The organism is Halomonas beimenensis (genome assembly GCF_002549795.1).
GTDB lineage: Bacteria > Pseudomonadota > Gammaproteobacteria > Pseudomonadales > Halomonadaceae > Halomonas > Halomonas beimenensis.
Window position 1 is genome coordinate 2,294,458 of record NZ_CP021435.1, and the last position, 14,837, is coordinate 2,309,294.

Annotated in this window: 13 protein-coding genes; 2 read left to right on the forward strand and 11 right to left on the reverse strand. The window is 67.9% G+C overall.

The features are described 5' to 3' along the window. Window positions 1-9: 9 nt before the first annotated feature. From BEI_RS10805 to BEI_RS10845, 9 genes are all read right to left on the reverse strand, one after another. Entirely contained in the window at window positions 10-888 is an 879-nt protein-coding gene (locus tag BEI_RS10805) for a type II secretion system F family protein (RefSeq protein WP_097789537.1), read from the reverse strand. Then, the gene (locus BEI_RS10810) at window positions 885-2,075 is read right to left on the reverse strand and encodes a TadA family conjugal transfer-associated ATPase (RefSeq protein ID WP_227644445.1); all 1,191 of its coding nucleotides are present in this window, start codon (window positions 2,073-2,075) and stop codon (window positions 885-887) included. The genes BEI_RS10805 and BEI_RS10810 overlap by 4 nt, the downstream gene beginning before the upstream one ends. A gap of 69 nt (window positions 2,076-2,144) precedes the next feature. Then, a complete protein-coding gene (locus BEI_RS10815) occupies window positions 2,145-3,476 on the reverse strand; it encodes a type II and III secretion system protein family protein (RefSeq protein ID WP_227644446.1) in 1,332 nt (443 codons plus the stop codon). An 81-nt stretch (window positions 3,477-3,557) separates the two neighbouring features. Beyond that, entirely contained in the window at window positions 3,558-4,502 is a 945-nt protein-coding gene (cpaB, locus tag BEI_RS10820; protein WP_193765096.1) for a Flp pilus assembly protein CpaB, read from the reverse strand. An 82-nt stretch (window positions 4,503-4,584) separates the two neighbouring features. Next, complete coding sequence (locus BEI_RS10825) at window positions 4,585-4,821, reverse strand: Flp family type IVb pilin (RefSeq protein WP_097789540.1); 237 nt, start codon at window positions 4,819-4,821, stop codon at window positions 4,585-4,587. Window positions 4,822-4,895: 74 nt separating this feature from the next. After that, complete coding sequence (locus BEI_RS10830) at window positions 4,896-6,527, reverse strand: ShlB/FhaC/HecB family hemolysin secretion/activation protein (RefSeq protein ID WP_097789541.1); 1,632 nt, start codon at window positions 6,525-6,527, stop codon at window positions 4,896-4,898. A gap of 309 nt (window positions 6,528-6,836) precedes the next feature. Then, the gene (locus BEI_RS10835; RefSeq protein WP_193765097.1) at window positions 6,837-8,150 is read right to left on the reverse strand and encodes a collagen-like triple helix repeat-containing protein; all 1,314 of its coding nucleotides are present in this window, start codon (window positions 8,148-8,150) and stop codon (window positions 6,837-6,839) included. Window positions 8,151-8,865: 715 nt separating this feature from the next. After that, window positions 8,866-9,129, reverse strand: a complete 264-nt coding sequence (locus BEI_RS10840) for an Lpp/OprI family alanine-zipper lipoprotein (protein ID WP_097789543.1) — start codon at window positions 9,127-9,129, stop codon at window positions 8,866-8,868. Window positions 9,130-9,309: 180 nt separating this feature from the next. Beyond that, window positions 9,310-9,936 (reverse strand): L,D-transpeptidase family protein, encoded by a 627-nt coding sequence (locus tag BEI_RS10845; RefSeq protein ID WP_097789544.1) that lies wholly within the window; start codon window positions 9,934-9,936, stop codon window positions 9,310-9,312. A gap of 124 nt (window positions 9,937-10,060) precedes the next feature. On the opposite strand from BEI_RS10845, the gene BEI_RS10850 reads away from it, so the two are divergent. Further along, window positions 10,061-12,484 carry a phosphoketolase family protein gene (locus BEI_RS10850; protein WP_097789545.1) on the forward strand — a complete coding sequence of 808 codons (2,424 nt, stop codon included), beginning with the start codon at window positions 10,061-10,063 and terminating at the stop codon, window positions 12,482-12,484. On the opposite strand, the gene BEI_RS10855 is transcribed toward BEI_RS10850, so the two are convergent. Then, on the reverse strand, window positions 12,468-13,706 hold the full coding sequence (locus tag BEI_RS10855; protein WP_097789546.1) for a GspE/PulE family protein: 1,239 nt from the start codon (window positions 13,704-13,706) through the stop codon (window positions 12,468-12,470). The two genes, BEI_RS10850 and BEI_RS10855, sit on opposite strands and share 17 nt — an antisense overlap. 67 nt (window positions 13,707-13,773) lie before the next feature. After that, entirely contained in the window at window positions 13,774-14,238 is a 465-nt protein-coding gene (locus BEI_RS10860) for a 2-hydroxyacyl-CoA dehydratase (RefSeq protein ID WP_227644447.1), read from the reverse strand. Window positions 14,239-14,378: 140 nt separating this feature from the next. Here BEI_RS10860 and BEI_RS10865 point away from each other — a divergent pair, with 140 nt between their 5' ends. After that, complete coding sequence (locus BEI_RS10865; protein WP_097789547.1) at window positions 14,379-14,831, forward strand: ion channel; 453 nt, start codon at window positions 14,379-14,381, stop codon at window positions 14,829-14,831. Window positions 14,832-14,837: the final 6 nt, after the last annotated feature.

The window sequence follows — 14,837 nt, forward strand, 5'->3', positions numbered from 1 at the left end:
CGGCACGCCCTAGATCGATTTCAGCATTCGCCATAGCGCCACGCAGCCCCCCAGCTCGAGCAGCACCGCGGCCCACAACGCCATGCGGCCCCCGGCGGTGTCGAACATCGGCGCCATGAAGGCCGGGTTGCTGATCCACAGGAAGGCCGCCAGGCCCACCGGCACGCAAGCCAGCACGAAGGCCGTGACCCGGGTCTCGCCGGTCAGGGCCCGCAACTCCCGCTGGCCCCTTTCCTGCTGGCGCAGCAGCTCGACGAAACTACTCAGAATGTCCCTCAGACTGCCGCCATGGACCTGATTGACCTCCACCGCCGTGGCCAGGAGATCGAACTCCTGGATCTTCAGCAGTTGCGCCTCGCGACGCAGGGCCTCGTGGAGTTCCATGCCCAGTTCCCGGCGCAGATTGACCCGCCCGATAGCCTCGCGCAGCGGGCCATCGCCCTGCTCGCCGTTGCGCCGAAAGGCAATTTCCATGGTTGCCCCGGTGCCGAGATCACGAACCACCTGCTCGATGAGGCCGGGGAGACGGGCCCGGATGCGCTGGCGCAACTGCTGTGCACGCAGCCGCAGCAGTAGATTGCCCCCCAGCAAGAGCCCGAGGATCACCAAGGCGCCTGACCGATGGGCGAAGACCATCAGCGCCAGCACGATCAGCGCCACGCCAACGCCACCGACGACCACCACGCCTCGAGGAGTGGCATGCACGCCCGCCGCCGTCAGGTAATCGAGCAGCCAGTGCATGAGTGATTCCCGAGGCAACCGTCGCAGGCGACGCCCCTGCTTGACTCGGATCGCCCGATCGCTCTCCCGGGAAGCGCTGCGCCACAGCAAGGCGGCCGCCAGGAAGAGCAGCAGCATGGTGATCGACCAGAGTTGCCAGGCGCTCATGCCGGCTCCTCGATACGCTTTTGCCAGTCGATGTCATCGACCAATCGCCGATCGTTGCGGTGGTAGAGGGTCGCCAGGCTCACCCGGTCCTCGGTCAGGCCACGCACTTGCTGGACCTCGACGACATGGCGATGCCCCTGGCCGTCCCGGGTGACATGCACCACCAGGTCGAGCGCCGTGGCAATGATCTGGTTGACCAGTCCATCGCTGGCCTCGAAGCCGGCCAGTCGCACCATCATCTGCAACCGCACCAGGGCGTCCCGGGCGGAGTTGGCATGCACGGTGCTCATCGACCCCAGGTGTCCGGTATTCATGGCCTGCAGCATGTCGAGGGCCTCGTCGCCCCGGCTCTCGCCGAGGATGACCCGATCCGGGCGCATGCGCAGGGCGTTGCGCACCAATTGCCGAGCGGTGATCTCGCCCTCCCCCTCGCTGTTGGGCGGCCGGGTCTCCAGGCGCACCACGTGGCTGTTGCCAAGCTGCAGCTCGGCGGCATCCTCGATGGTCACCACTCGCTCGTGATGGGGAATGTCGCGGCTGAGGATATTCAGCAAGGTCGTCTTGCCCGAGCCGGTGGCACCACTGATCAGCACGTTGCGCCGGTCGGCCACCGCCTGGCGCAGCAACGCCATCAGGGGCGCGGTCACCGCATCGCCGCGCACCAGATCCTCCGCGGTCAGCGCCTCGCGGCGAAACTTGCGGATCGACACGCAGGGCCCATCCAGGGCAAGCGGCGGAATCACCACGTTGACCCGGGACCCATCCGGCAGCCGCGCGTCCACCATGGGGCTGGACTCGTCCAGGCGGCGGCCCAGGGGAGCCAGCATGCGGCGCACCACGCGCAGCACATGGGCGTCGTTGATGAAACGCTCCTCGACCCGTTCCAGTCGCCCCCGACGCTCGACCAGGATATGGTCGGGCCCATTGATGAGAATATCGGAGATATCCTCATCCTTGAGCAGCGGTTGGAGGGGGCCGAAGCCCGTCACCTCGTTGAGCACTTCCCTGGCCAGGACTTCCAGGGCCTCCAGCGGCACGAACTGGTGACGCTGGTCGAAGTATTCACGCACCAGGCTCTCGATGCGCACCAGCATGGAGGAGGGTTCGTCACCGAACAGGCTCTCGTCGTCCTCCAGGCGCTCGATCACCTCGCGGTGCAGCGCCGCCTTGAGGCTCCCGTCGGACAAGTCGACCTGCTCTCGTGCCTGAGACGGCTTATGCCGGCTCAGGGAGCGCCATGCGCCCATGGTCACCTCCTAGCGGGAAAACCCGACGTTGCCCAGGCGCTCGATCTCGCGGGCGTCCCGGGGGTCGAACAGCAGCTCGAGGAAGCTCGGGTCATAGCGCCCCAGGGCCTCGCCCGGCAGCTCGCCCAGCTCGACGCCGGCGGCGATGGGTGAGACCAGATGCGGGGTAACGATCATGATCAGTTCCTTCTCCTCACGCTCGAAGCGGGTCGAGCGGAAGAAGGCCCCCAGCACCGGGAGATCCCCCAGGCCGGGAAACTTGTCGACGCTCTGGATCGTGGAATTGCTGACCAGGCCGCTGATGATGAAGCTCTCGCCATCCCCCAGCTGGATGGTGGTGTCGGTGCGCCGTACGCTGAGGGAGGGTACGGCGATGCCGCTGGACTGCACCGCGCGCGTGAAGTCCAGCTCGCTGACCTCCGGCGCCACCTTGAGCATGATGCGATCGCCGTCGAGTACCGTGGGCGTCAGCCGCAGGCGGATGCCGAACTCCTTGAAGTCCACCGAGACGTCGCCGTCACTGGCATTGCTGGGGAAGGGAAACTCCCCGCCGGCCAGAAAGGAAGCGCTCTGGCCGGAGAGCGTCACCAGGCTGGGTTCGGCCAGGGTGTAGGCGAAGCCGTTGTTGCGCAGGGCGCTGATCACGCCGAGGATCCCTTCGTTGGCGTTGCCGCCGATGATCGAGAAGCCGCCGTCCACCGAGATCGGCGACAGCACGCTGCCGTCGTTGAGGAAGGCGCTGCCGCTGTCGGTACTGCCCACCGCGAACTGGGTGTTGCCGCCGTTGTCGCGGCCGAGGAAGAAGCCGGCGGACTCCAGGCGGCGACGGCTGACCTCCACGACCCGGATATCGGTCTGCACCTGCACCGGCCCGGACTGGCGGGTGGCATCCACCGGCGCGGCCTCGCCGAAGCGGACCAGGGCCTGATCGTGACGCTCCAGGGAGACCGTCTCGCCTGCCAGCCGCGGAACGCCGGCGTCGAGGCTCAGGTGATACTCGTCCTCGAGCCCCCGGGCCGCCGCCGGTCGGACCTCGAGGCGCAGCGCCTGGGGAGTTCGGCGCCCGGCGAGCCAGACCCGGAGCGAGGTCGCCCCGGGGCCGATGCCGGTCACCAGCAACTGGCGCGCATCGACGACCTGGACATCGGCGATGCCCCCGCTGCCGACGGCGGTACGCACGATATCCCGGCCATAGCCGAGACGCTTCTGCTCCCCCACCAGCAGGGTCATGGGTCGTTCTTCGTTGCTGGCCAGGGCCGGGGGCGCCCAGCCGGCCAGCAGAATCAGCCAGGCCAGGAGCAGTGCCCGGCTCGGGCGGGACACCGGGCACCACGATCGCATTCGGGAGCTGCTCATGCTCTTCGTATCCTTATTCCCTACGCATTCCATGTCGTTATCACGCGGCCTCGACGGGGCGAGCCATCAGCCGCCCACGCGCACCGTGCGGACCTCGCGACCCACCTGCTGGACCACCTGCCGCCCGGCGGGACGAGATGTACCGCGCGAGGGCGCCGCCGGGCGCCTCGTCTCGCCCTCGCGACCCATCAGCGCATCGAACTCGACGGCCTCGCCCAGATCCCTGGCCTCATCCTCCTCGCCTTCCGGGGCGCTCGACGCCAGTGTGGCCGGCATCAGCCAGCTACCCGCCGGCGACTCCCCCGGGTTCAGCGCGGCCCGGCGCTCCTCGGCGCCGACCACCGCCAGCCGCAACCGGCCGGTGGCCTCGGCGAGCAGCAGCCGAGGCGCCTGATCCGCTTCCAGGGCCAGCACGGCGGTGCGACCGCTGCGCTTGGCTCCCTCGCCCTCGGCCGGCGGCTGGCCCTGCAGGGCCTCGCCGAAGCTCAGCACCTCGACGTCCGCCAGCACCCGACGGGCCAGCCGGGTGCGGTCGTCATCGTCATCCTGGGCATAGAAGAGCACGTCGACATGATCCCCGGGAGCCACGAAGCCGCCCCCGCCGATCACCTCGTCGACGCCCACCGCGATGGCCCGCTTGCCCGGCGGCACGGCCTCGGCCAGCAGGCCGCCGGCGGCGAAGTGCTCGGGGCGGAGCACATCCCCGGGCGCGAGGGGGCGAGTCAGCACCCGCCCTTCCACCTCGGTGAAGTCGGCGAAGCTGGCATCCAGCGGCCGGGGGTAGTCGATCCGCTGGAGCGGCGAGGTCTCGCCCTCGCCGAGCCCCTCCAGCCGAGTCCCCACCGGCAGTCGCCGAGCCGCGGTCAGCACCGGATGCCCCGCCTCGGAGTCGGCGGTGGCAACCACCGGCGACGAGGCCACGGGCGCCGGCACGTCCCGAGCCATGCGCCAGCCGGCGAAGGCCAGCCCCATGGCGATCACCACCAATAGGGCGGCGATACCCTTTAACATATTTGGTGACATCACAGACTCTCTATGAAGAACCGTCATCCAGGAGGCAGCGCTACCCGATCACTTCAAAACGCTTTCATTTTCAGGAATTCAACGCATTTTGAATCTTGGTAAAGAAAGTCTCAAAAGCACCAGCGATATCGACATCACCCGCACTGGAGGCAGTAAAAATGGCCAATGCAATCACCGCTGCAATAATGGCGTACTCGATCGCACTCGCCCCGCGCTGACGGCGAAAGACCGGGCGATTGAGCTGGGCGTTCCCTTGTTCGGCGTGGACCTTGCCAAAGGCGTGATGGAGAGAAGTCAGTTTCATCATGGAGATCCCTTTCGTCTTGATGTCGTCGGGTATTGCACCCTGCGTTACCGTCGGCGATGCCGGCGATATTCTTCTCAGCCGCCGAAGTCCCAGGTCAGGCGCGCATTGATGCGCCCCCGGCGGCTCTCGTCGTCCTCGGGGCGGTCGCCGATGGGGTAGGCGTACTCGACGCCGAGGCGATAGCGTCCCTCGTCCCGAAATTCGATACCGGTGGCCGCCGAGCCCAGGTCGTGCTCGACGTCCCCTTCGGTGAAGGCGGTATGGGCGCCATCCACGGCCAGATAGGGCTCGAGGCGCGTCAGCCAGGCCATGTCCAGCGCGTGGCGATAACGAAGCTCCAGTTCACCGGCGTAACCGCGCTCGCCCTCGGCCTGGCCATCGGGGTAGGCACGGCCGAAACGGTTGCCCCCGTAGTTTCCATGCTCGGCCGTGGGCAGGTCATCGTCGGTCCAGAAGCCGGCCAGGCGCATCGACAGGCGCCAGCGCGGCGACAGGGCCTCCAGCCAGCGTCCCTGCAGGGCGAAGCGAGTGAAGTCGAGCTCCTCGTCGCCGACCGCGGAGGCATTGCCCACGCTCACCACGTTGCGGTTGCCGCCGAGATCCAGGCCGTGCCGCACCTCGGCACGGGCTTCCAGGCGGCGGTGGTCGCTGCCGGTCAGGAAGCGGCTACCCAGCTCCAGTGTCGAGTAGCGCACGTCCTGGCGCGCCGTCAGCGCCGTCTGCCCGTCCGAGACGAAGGCATAGTCGACGGTCTCGTCGAGATGCTCCAGCGTCGCCTCGAGATCCCAGCGGCGTTCGCGCCCCAGGATCAGGGGATAATCGACCCCGAAGCGGAAACGATCGCGGACCTTGTCCTCCCGGACCTCGATGGCCTCATCCCGGGGATGCGGCGATGCGTCCTCGCCCTCGAAGCGCTGGGCATTCAGGATCAGGCGCAGGCCATCGCTGCCCAGGGCCTGGCGATACTCCATCGCATGGAAGGCATCCTCGGTCTCGAGGGGCAGCAGCGAGGCGAAGGACAGCGACTCCGCGTAAGGGGTATGGCTGCGGAAGGCCAGGTTGGCCAGCAGGCGCGCTTCGTCCTCGTCACCGCCCTCGACGGTCAGGCCACCATCGATGCGCTGGCGATCCCGCTGCTCGACGCGCAGGGTCGTGGCCCCGGAAGGCGTTCGCGGCACCGGGGCATTGACCGCCAGGGTGACGCCGGGAATGCGCTCGATCAGGCCGGTATAGCGTTCGAAGGTCTCACGGGACAACGGCCGTTCGGCCCGCATCCTCGCTACCAGGCGTTCGACGCGGGCGGCGACCGCGGCGTCGTCCACGGCGATCTCGCTGCGGGCGATATAGCCCTCGACGATGACCACCGAGACGGTGCCGTCACGGAAGTTGTTGCTGGGCAGGTAGGCGTAGGAGAGCGGGTAGCCGGCCTCCTGATAGCGTCGGGTGATCGCTTCCACGGCCGCGATCAAGCGGCCCAGGCGCACCTCCTCGCCGACCAGCGGCTGGATGGGGGCAGTCAGCGTCTCGAGCTCGAAGATGCTGCCCCCGAGAATCTCGATACGCGAGACTGCCACCAGGCTATCTCGACTCAGCCGACCGGCGACCTCGGGAAGGCTGACCTCGACCTCCCGGGCACGGCGCTGCTCGAACATTTCACGCAAGGGGGGCGACAACGTCGGCTGACGCTCGTCGATGACGGCGGGCAAATCGCTCGCCGCGTATATGGCTACCGGCATCGCCAATGGCGTAGCCACTGCCAGCGAAGCCAGGCTTCGCCGAATCCTGCTCAAGCCTGTCCTTGGCATCATGGGTTTCCCTGCTCCTTCACAGCGATCCGCCCCTTTCTGTGGCCCATTTGTCATCTAAGTATTCAAGGACCAGGTGGCGTCTCTGTACCGAATTCAAATTCGGCATATATATCTAAGCAGATTTCGAGCAAGTGTCAAAATCTTTTCCTAAGAATAATTGGCGGCCCGAGGCCGCCGACTACGCTCCCAGGCACCGATTGCCATGGTTCAGTTGGAGCTGGATAGCCCCCCCAACAGGCCACCCTCCCCGCCGAGCAGGCCGGAGGTCACGCCATCCACGGTGCCGGTCACGCCGCCCAGCAGGCCGCCTTCGCCACCGAGCAATCCGTCCTCGCCGCCCTGCAGGCCGGAGGTCACGCCATCCACGGTGCCGGTCACGCCGCCCAGCAGGCCGCCTTCGCCGCCGAGCAATCCGCCCTCGCCGCCCAGCAGGCCGGAGGTCACGCCATCCACGGTGCCGGTCACGCCGCCCAGCAGGCCGCCTTCGCCGCCGAGCAATCCGCCCTCGCCGCCCAGCAGGCCGGAGGTCACGCCATCCACGGTGCCGGTCACGCCGCCCAGCAGGTCGCCTTCGCCGCCGAGCAATCCGCCCTCGCCGCCCAGCAGGCCGGAGGTCACGCCACCCAGCAGACCGCCTTCGCCAGCGAGCAACCCGCCCTCGCCATCTAGCAGCCCACCCAGCAGGCCGCTATCGCCGGCCAACAGGCCGTCCTCGCCGACCAGCAACCCACCGGTCAGCCCTCCGATACCACCGAGCAAGGCACCTTCGCCCTCGAGCAGGCTGCCGTTGCCTCCCAACAGACCTGACAGAAGTCCGCTATCCCCCATCAGGCCGTCCAGCAGGCCGACTCCCAGAAGGCCATCCTGTATCTCGGAATCCGCTGTCAACAGACCGCCGGCATCGCCAATGAGGCGTCCACCGGAGGCGACGAGGTCGCCAACCCCGGCCAGCTGGATGGTGCCATCGCCCAGTCGCTCGCCCAGAACCACGACGCCCCCCCCGGCCTGGCTCAGCAGGCGATTGCCTACGGGGCCCACGATCAAGGCATCGCCCAGGCGTTGCGTCGTGCCTTCGACGTTGACCACCAGGGGACGCACCACCCCGGTCAGTTCGGCGGTCAACCCGGAGAGGTGCCCATTCTCGCGGGTGAGGGCCATCGTCAGGGCATCGCCGGTCGAGGTGACGGTAAGTCCCAGTTGGGACACCGTGCCGCCAAGGCTCGCCAGCAGACCGGTTTCGGCATCGACCTGCATCAATACCGGCAGGGTATCGAGCGCGGCGACGGTCTCCCCCAGACTCGACACGGCCTGGCCGGCATGCGCCACGGTCCCCGTCGCCCCCGCCAGGGTGGTACCCAGGGCGTTGTCGTTCTCGGTCAGGTTGCCAAGGCCATGGCGCAGACCGGCGGACAGGCTGTTGACGCCGTCACCGAGGTCGTTGACGACGTTACCGGCCCCATCCGTCACCCCACCGAGAAGCGGCGCATCCAGCTGCTGGATGGTGCCACCGAGGGTCTTCACCACCTCGCCGGCCCCGCCAGTGGCATCAGCGGCATCATTGACGACCCGCTCGGAGCTCGTGAGCTCTGCCGAGGAGGAGCCATCCTCGTCGCCATTCGCCCCACTGCCCCCCCCACCCGGCGACTGCGAAATTTCCGAGGTTCCACTGCAGCCGGCTAGCGCCACCGCCAGGACCAGCGCGGAAAAGGGGAGGAACGGGGGGGTTGTCGATGAGCTGTTCCCTGCCATGATCGCCTCACTCTGTCTTCTCTGCCTGTCGTGACACCGCGAAGAGGGGACCGATCGCTCCAGGACCTCTTCGCCCTGATGGCACTCTACACAGCGCCCTCCAGGAGAAAAACCATCGCCCCATGCCCAGACGACTCTTCAAGTCATTGTTTTTAAATGACTTTTACAAGAAGAAAAGACGATAACCCCTCGCTTTCATAAGAGATCTCTTACACTGCTTTCAGCGCACTCACAACGCACCGATGGGGCGATCGCCTCGGCTCGACGTCGGGAACCATCGAAGGAGATCGAGTCCAGCAGGGGTCGGCAACAGGGAGAGCAGGTGGCCATGTCCCAAAGACAGGGTACCCGGGGCAAGAGCAGGCCGGATGGGGAGGAGAGAAAGAGGAAGGTTCGGAGGCAATCGCCCAAGAAAAAACCACCCCTGTCGCCAGGGGTGGTTTTGGCATGGCATCACCAGGCGCCGAGCCTGGCCTGCGCAACCGCCTTACTTGCGCATGGAACGCTCGAACATGCGGTTCATCTCTTCACGGTTCTGCTGGGACATCTGCAGGGCCGCTTGTGCGTCGCGCTGAGCCTGGTTGGCGGTGTTCTGGGCCTGGGTGGCGATGCTGCGAGCCTCGGCGGCATCGGCCTGGGCGGACTCGGCGGTCATGCGAACTTCTTCCAGGGCACTGGAGGAAGCACAGCCGGCCAGAACGGCGAGAGAGGCGGCAGCGGCGGACAGCTTCAGAGTGGTCTTGAGAGTCATGGTGTTCTCCTTGGGTCTTCCTTGGTACTGCGTTGGTGATGCCTGAAGAACAGGCTTCCTGCTTCTGCAGGCCCTTTCGACAGCAACGATGCTGCTGCATGTCACGTCAACCAAGCGATGTCATGGAAACAGGGGACAGCGCTTGTCTGAATACTAGAACGTCCTTAACGCATATAAAGCCTAGCGGATGACGACCCGCGTGCCAATGTCGATCATCGACGACAGGGCCTCGACCTGGGCGTCGGTGACCGCGACACACCCATTGGTCCAGTGGAAACGTCGATGAATCTCCGGATCCCCCACGCCGACCCCGTGAATGCCGATGTACCCCCCCAGGGCCGTTTCCTGGGGCGGCTCGCCGTGACGGCGATAATGGGCGAAATAGTCGTCGTAGTCCTGCTGGCTGTAGACGCCGGACTCCAGAGCCATGCGGGCATGGGTGGGCGTGGGATAGTCCAGGCCGACGAAGATGTGATACTTGCTGGCGTGGTTGAAACGCATCACGCGAAACTCGCCGAGCGGCGTGACACGGTCGCCGCGGACCCGCTGGGGCTTGGCCCCCCCGCGTCCCAGGGAGATGGGAGAGAATCGGTCGATCATCGCCTCCCCCCGAAAAATGCTCAGCGACGCCTCGCGATCCTCGACGAGCACCCAGAGCTCCCGGGAATGGCGCGGAGTGCCGGCTTGGCGCAAGAGGCTCGTCATCAGGTCGGAGGCCGCCTGAGCGGGGGACCAGAAGGGCAGACTCAGGGCCAGCAGGCCGAACCGTCTTCGGGTCAGGGCGGGGAGGTCGTCCATCTTCGTCATGAATTCATCGTGGCAGGAAAGCGGGCACGCCGTTATAACGCATTCCACCCGGGCTGTCAGGTGGCATCGGCTCACGGTGGAGCGGCTAGTCTGAAAGACGCCTGAAGCTCGAGGAGGAATCCGCATGTCCCATGGCCAGAACGACCCGGGCACGTCGCCATCCGGCGACAGCTTCCGAGACGCCGCCTTCGAGGATTGGGCCCGTGGCCTCGCCATGATCCGTCATGAGCCGACGACCCGCGCCCGGATCGCCCAGTGGCTCGACCACCATGCGCGGGACCCGGCCGACCGGCAGGACTGGTTGCGACTGCTGCACGCCGCCGATCGCGTGGCCAGCATGGGCATGTGGCTGGTGGTGCACATGACCTATACCCGCCGTGTCCAGCTGGACGGGCAGCCACTGGCCGCCGTCGACTTCAAGCGCTCCCCCGAGGGACATACCGGTGGCGCCCTGAACATGGTGATCGGCTATGTGGGTTACCTGCTCGCCAACGCCATGGCGCGGCGAACCCGTGCCTGGACCATGGGACAGGGCCATTGCGTGGCCGCGATCGACGCGGTCAACGTGCTGATGGACAACACGACGCCTGCCCATGCCGCCCGCTATGCCCTCGACGACACCGGCCTGACCCGGCTGGCGAAGGACTTCTATGCGTGCCGGGTGCGCCCCGATGGCCGCCCCGTGTCACCGCTGGGCAGCCACGTCAACCCGCATACCGCGGGGGGAGCCGCCGAGGGCGGCTACCTGGGATTCACCGGCCTTCAGTACGTGCACATGCCGCTGCCGGGGCAAGCTCTGGTGGCCTTCCTGAGCGATGGTGCCTTCGAGGAGCAGCGAGGCTCGGATTGGGTGCCCCGCTGGTGGCGGGCCGAGGATTGCGGCCCCGTGGTCCCGGTGATGATCGCCAACGGCCGGCGGATCGATCAGCGCACCGGCATGAACCAGGCCGGGGGCACCGCCTGGTTCCAGGATCACCTGACCCTCAACGGCTTCTCGCCCCTGACCGTCGATGGCCGGGACCCGGCGGCGGTGGCCTGGGGGATCCTCACCGCCGAGACGGAACTGGCCGAGCGCAGCGCCCTGATCCGCTCCGGCCGTGCCCGCTACCCGATCCGCATGCCCTACGTCATCGCCGAGACGATCAAGGGCTACGGCTTCCCCGGGGCCGGCACCAATGCCGCCCACAACCTGCCCCTGGGGGCCAATCCGGCCGAGGACAGCGAGGCGCGCCGCCGCTTCCATGCCGGCGTGGCGCGCCTGCACGTGCCGCTCGGCGAGCTCGGTGACGCCATCGGCCGCCTGCGCAATCACGCGGCCACCGCCCGCCCCAAGGAGCGGGATCATGCCCTGGCCGACCCTCGAGTGCCCCTGCCCCACTTTCCTGCGCCTCCCACCTTCCCGCTCGGCGACGCCGTCTCCCCCATGGCGGCCCTGGACGAGGCCATCCTCGGCGTCGTGGAGGCCAATCCCGAGCTGCGCGTGCGAATCGGCAATCCCGACGAGATGCGCAGCAATCGGCTCGACAGGACCCTGGACCGGTTGCGCCACCGGGTCACGGATCCCGAACCGGACGTCGCCGAGGCACTGGACGGCGCCGTCATCACCGCCCTGAACGAAGAGGCCGTGGTCAACGCGGCCCTGGCCAACAAGCAAGGCCTGAACCTGGTCGCCAGCTACGAAGCCTTCGCGGTCAAGATGCTCGGCGCCATGCGCCAGGAGGTCATCTTCGCCCGCCATGCCCGGGAGGCCGGCCGAGTGCCGGGGTGGCTCTCGGTTCCCGTGCTGGCCAGCTCCCATCTCTGGGAGAACGGCAAGAACGAGCAGTCCCATCAGGATCCCACCCTCTGCGAGGCCTGGCTGGGCGAGCTGGAAGACGTGGCCCCCACCCTCTTTCCCGTCGATGCGACGAGCGCCATCGAGGCGCTGCGCGACCTCTACCTAAGCCACGCGCGGGTGGGCGTGATGGTCGTGCCGAAGCGGGCGGTTCCGGTACGCCTCACGCCCGAGCAGGCCCGACGGTTGACCCGGGATGGCCTGCTCGGGCTGCACGAGCCGGCCGCCCCACGGGTGCAGCTCTTCGCCATCGGCGCCTATCAGCTCATCGAGGCGGAGAAGGCCCGGGACCGCCTGGAGGCCGCCGGCGTGGCGGCGGGACTCTATGCACTCCTCGCCCCGGGGCGCCTCCGGGAACCCCGGGATGACGCCGAAGGGAGAGTCGTGCAGCCCGCCACGCACCTGCACCGCCTGGTCCCCGGCTGCCCGGCCCGGGTCTTCCTCTGCCATGGCCGTCCCGAGGTCTTCGCCGGCACCCTGCGCCCCCTGGATACCGGTGGCGGCAGCCGCTTCCTGGGCTACCGCAACCAGGGTGGCACCCTGGACACCTTCGGCATGCTGTTCGCCAATCGCTGCACCTGGGCCCACGCCCTCGCGGCCGTCGCGACGGCGGCGGGCCTGCCCCCTGCCTCCCTGCTCACGGAGGCGGAACGCCGCGCCTTGGCCGGCCAGGGCGATCCCGAGGTGCTGCGCGACGTCAGGCGGCCAGGATAGCCCCCATGCGCAGCACTTCGGCCAGGGAGGTCACCCCCTGGGACGCCTTGGCCAGGCCGTCCTCGAGCAAGAGGGTCTCGCCCCGCTCGATCAACGCATGACGCAGCTGGTTCTCGTCGGCATGGCGCAGCAGCCGCCCGTGATCCTCGAGGGTCGGCTGCCAGAGCTCGAAGATTCCGACCCGGCCACGATAGCCGAGCCCCTGGCAATGCCGGCAACCGGGGGCCTTCCAGACACGCGCCGGGACCGTCGCCCCGGCCGCCGCCAGCCACTCGGCTTCCACCGCACCGGGGGCGGTAGGGCGACGGCAATGGGTACAGAGACGACGGACCAGTCGCTGGGCGATGACCAGGCCCAGGCCGGTGCTGATCTCGGCGTCGTCGAGGCCCAGTTGTCGCAGAGTGGAGACGACCCCGACCGCATCGCGGCTATGCAGGGTCCCCATCAGGGATCGGCCCCCATTGGCAACGCTCATCGCGGCCTCCGCCGATCCCGGGTCCCGGATCTCGCCGATAAGCACGTAGTCCGGATCCAGGCGCAGCATGCAGCGGGTGCCGGTGGTGAAGTCCAGGCCATGGTCGGGATCCACTTGCACCTGATTGATGCCCGGGATCTCGTACTCCACCGGATCCTCCAGGGTCACCACCTGGCTCTCGGTGAGCCGCAGCCGATGCAGCAGGGTATACAGGGTCGTGGTCTTGCCGGCTCCGGTCGGGCCGGCGACCAGCAGCATTCCGCCGGTGGCGTCCATCCAGCGCCGCAGCCCCCGCACGCCCGCCTCACCGAGTCCCAGAGACTCGGGATCGTCGAAGCGCCGCGGCGGAGCCAGGAAGCGCAGGGCCAGCTTCTCTCCCGCCACGCAATTGACGGCCGTTGCCCGAAGGTAGAGGGTCTGCCCCCGGCGAGGCGCCCAGGCGAAACTGCCCTCGGTGGTCGTCCGTGACGGCAAGGGATCGAGTCCGGCGAGCACCTTGAGCTGGTTGAGGAGACGCTGCCCCGGGGCGGCGGCCAGGCTAGGCGCCCCGACGACATGACCGTCGATGCGCAGCCGGAGGCGCAGGCTGTCCTCCACCGGGTCGAGATGGACATCGCTGGCCCGAGCCTGCCAGGCATCGTGCAGCAGGGCATGGGCCTCCATGGAGCCTTCCTCGCTGGCCTCCGCCAGCGAGGGGAGCAAGGGAGGGGAGCGCGGAGTGGGGGAGGCGGCGGGGGGCTCGTGCATGAGGGCTCCTGAGGCAGGGCGGGACACGGCCTACAGCCTAGCAGCCTGCCGGGTTTGGCCGCCCGGCTCAGTAATCCTCGAGCCGCTGGATGTCGCGGGCCAGGCGACGTACCTCGTCATCTTCCGCGCCCATCAGGGCCTCGAAGAACTCCTGCTCCTCGCGCCCCACGGCACGCTCGGCGCGATGCCGGTAGAGGTCCTGCAGGGTGCGATGCATGGTCAGCGCGGTGGAGAGCAATGCCTGGACGCCGTCGCCCTCGAGGGCCTCGGGCAGGCGTTCGAGGACCGGCAGATGGGGGAAGTCGTTGGGGTCGTCGAACCAGGTATCGAGCACCGGGCGATGATCGCTGCCATCGTGGAAGTAGGCCTCGAGCTCGCGCTTCATGCGCCGCTCGTGGTCGGCGAGATACTCCAGGGCCAGGCGCACCCGGGCTCCGACGTCTCCCTCGGCCAGCCGCGTATAGGCTTCCTCGAGACGGCCATGATAGTCCGCCGCCCAGCGCACCAGCTCGCGCACCTGATGATATCGCATGGTCAATCCCTCCGTGCCGGTGGACGCGAGGATCCGGTCCCATCTCCCCGCTACTGTTATCCTAGCCGAGTGGGTCGCGGATGCCGCTTGATCCAAGTCATCCCGTCCCTTCCCGACCACCGCCTGGCCAGGAGGCCGCCTTGATCGATGCCCTGTTCGATGCGAACCACTGGCTCGTGGCCCTGACCACCCTGATCCTGGTGGGGGCCTGCGTGCTGCTGCACTACGAGGTCTCGAGCGTGCTCAGCCACCTGATGCGGCGCACGGCGCCGACGCGACGACGGCGCTTCCTGGGCCTGATGTTCGGACTGCTGGCCGCCCACGTGGCGGAGATCTGGCTGTTCGGGCTGGCGGCCTGGTGGCTGGTCGGGGAGACCGGCGGCACCGTGGTCGGCGCCGCCCTGCACAATGGACTGGACTATGTCTACCTGTCGGCGATCACCTTCACCACCCTGGGCTACGGCGACGTCTACCCCGAGGGGCCGCTGCGCTTCCTGATGGGTACCGAATCGCTGACCGGCTTCATGCTGATCACCTGGTCGGCATCGCTCACCTTCCTGGAGATGCAGCGGCACTGGAACGATCAGGGCTGAGCCGGT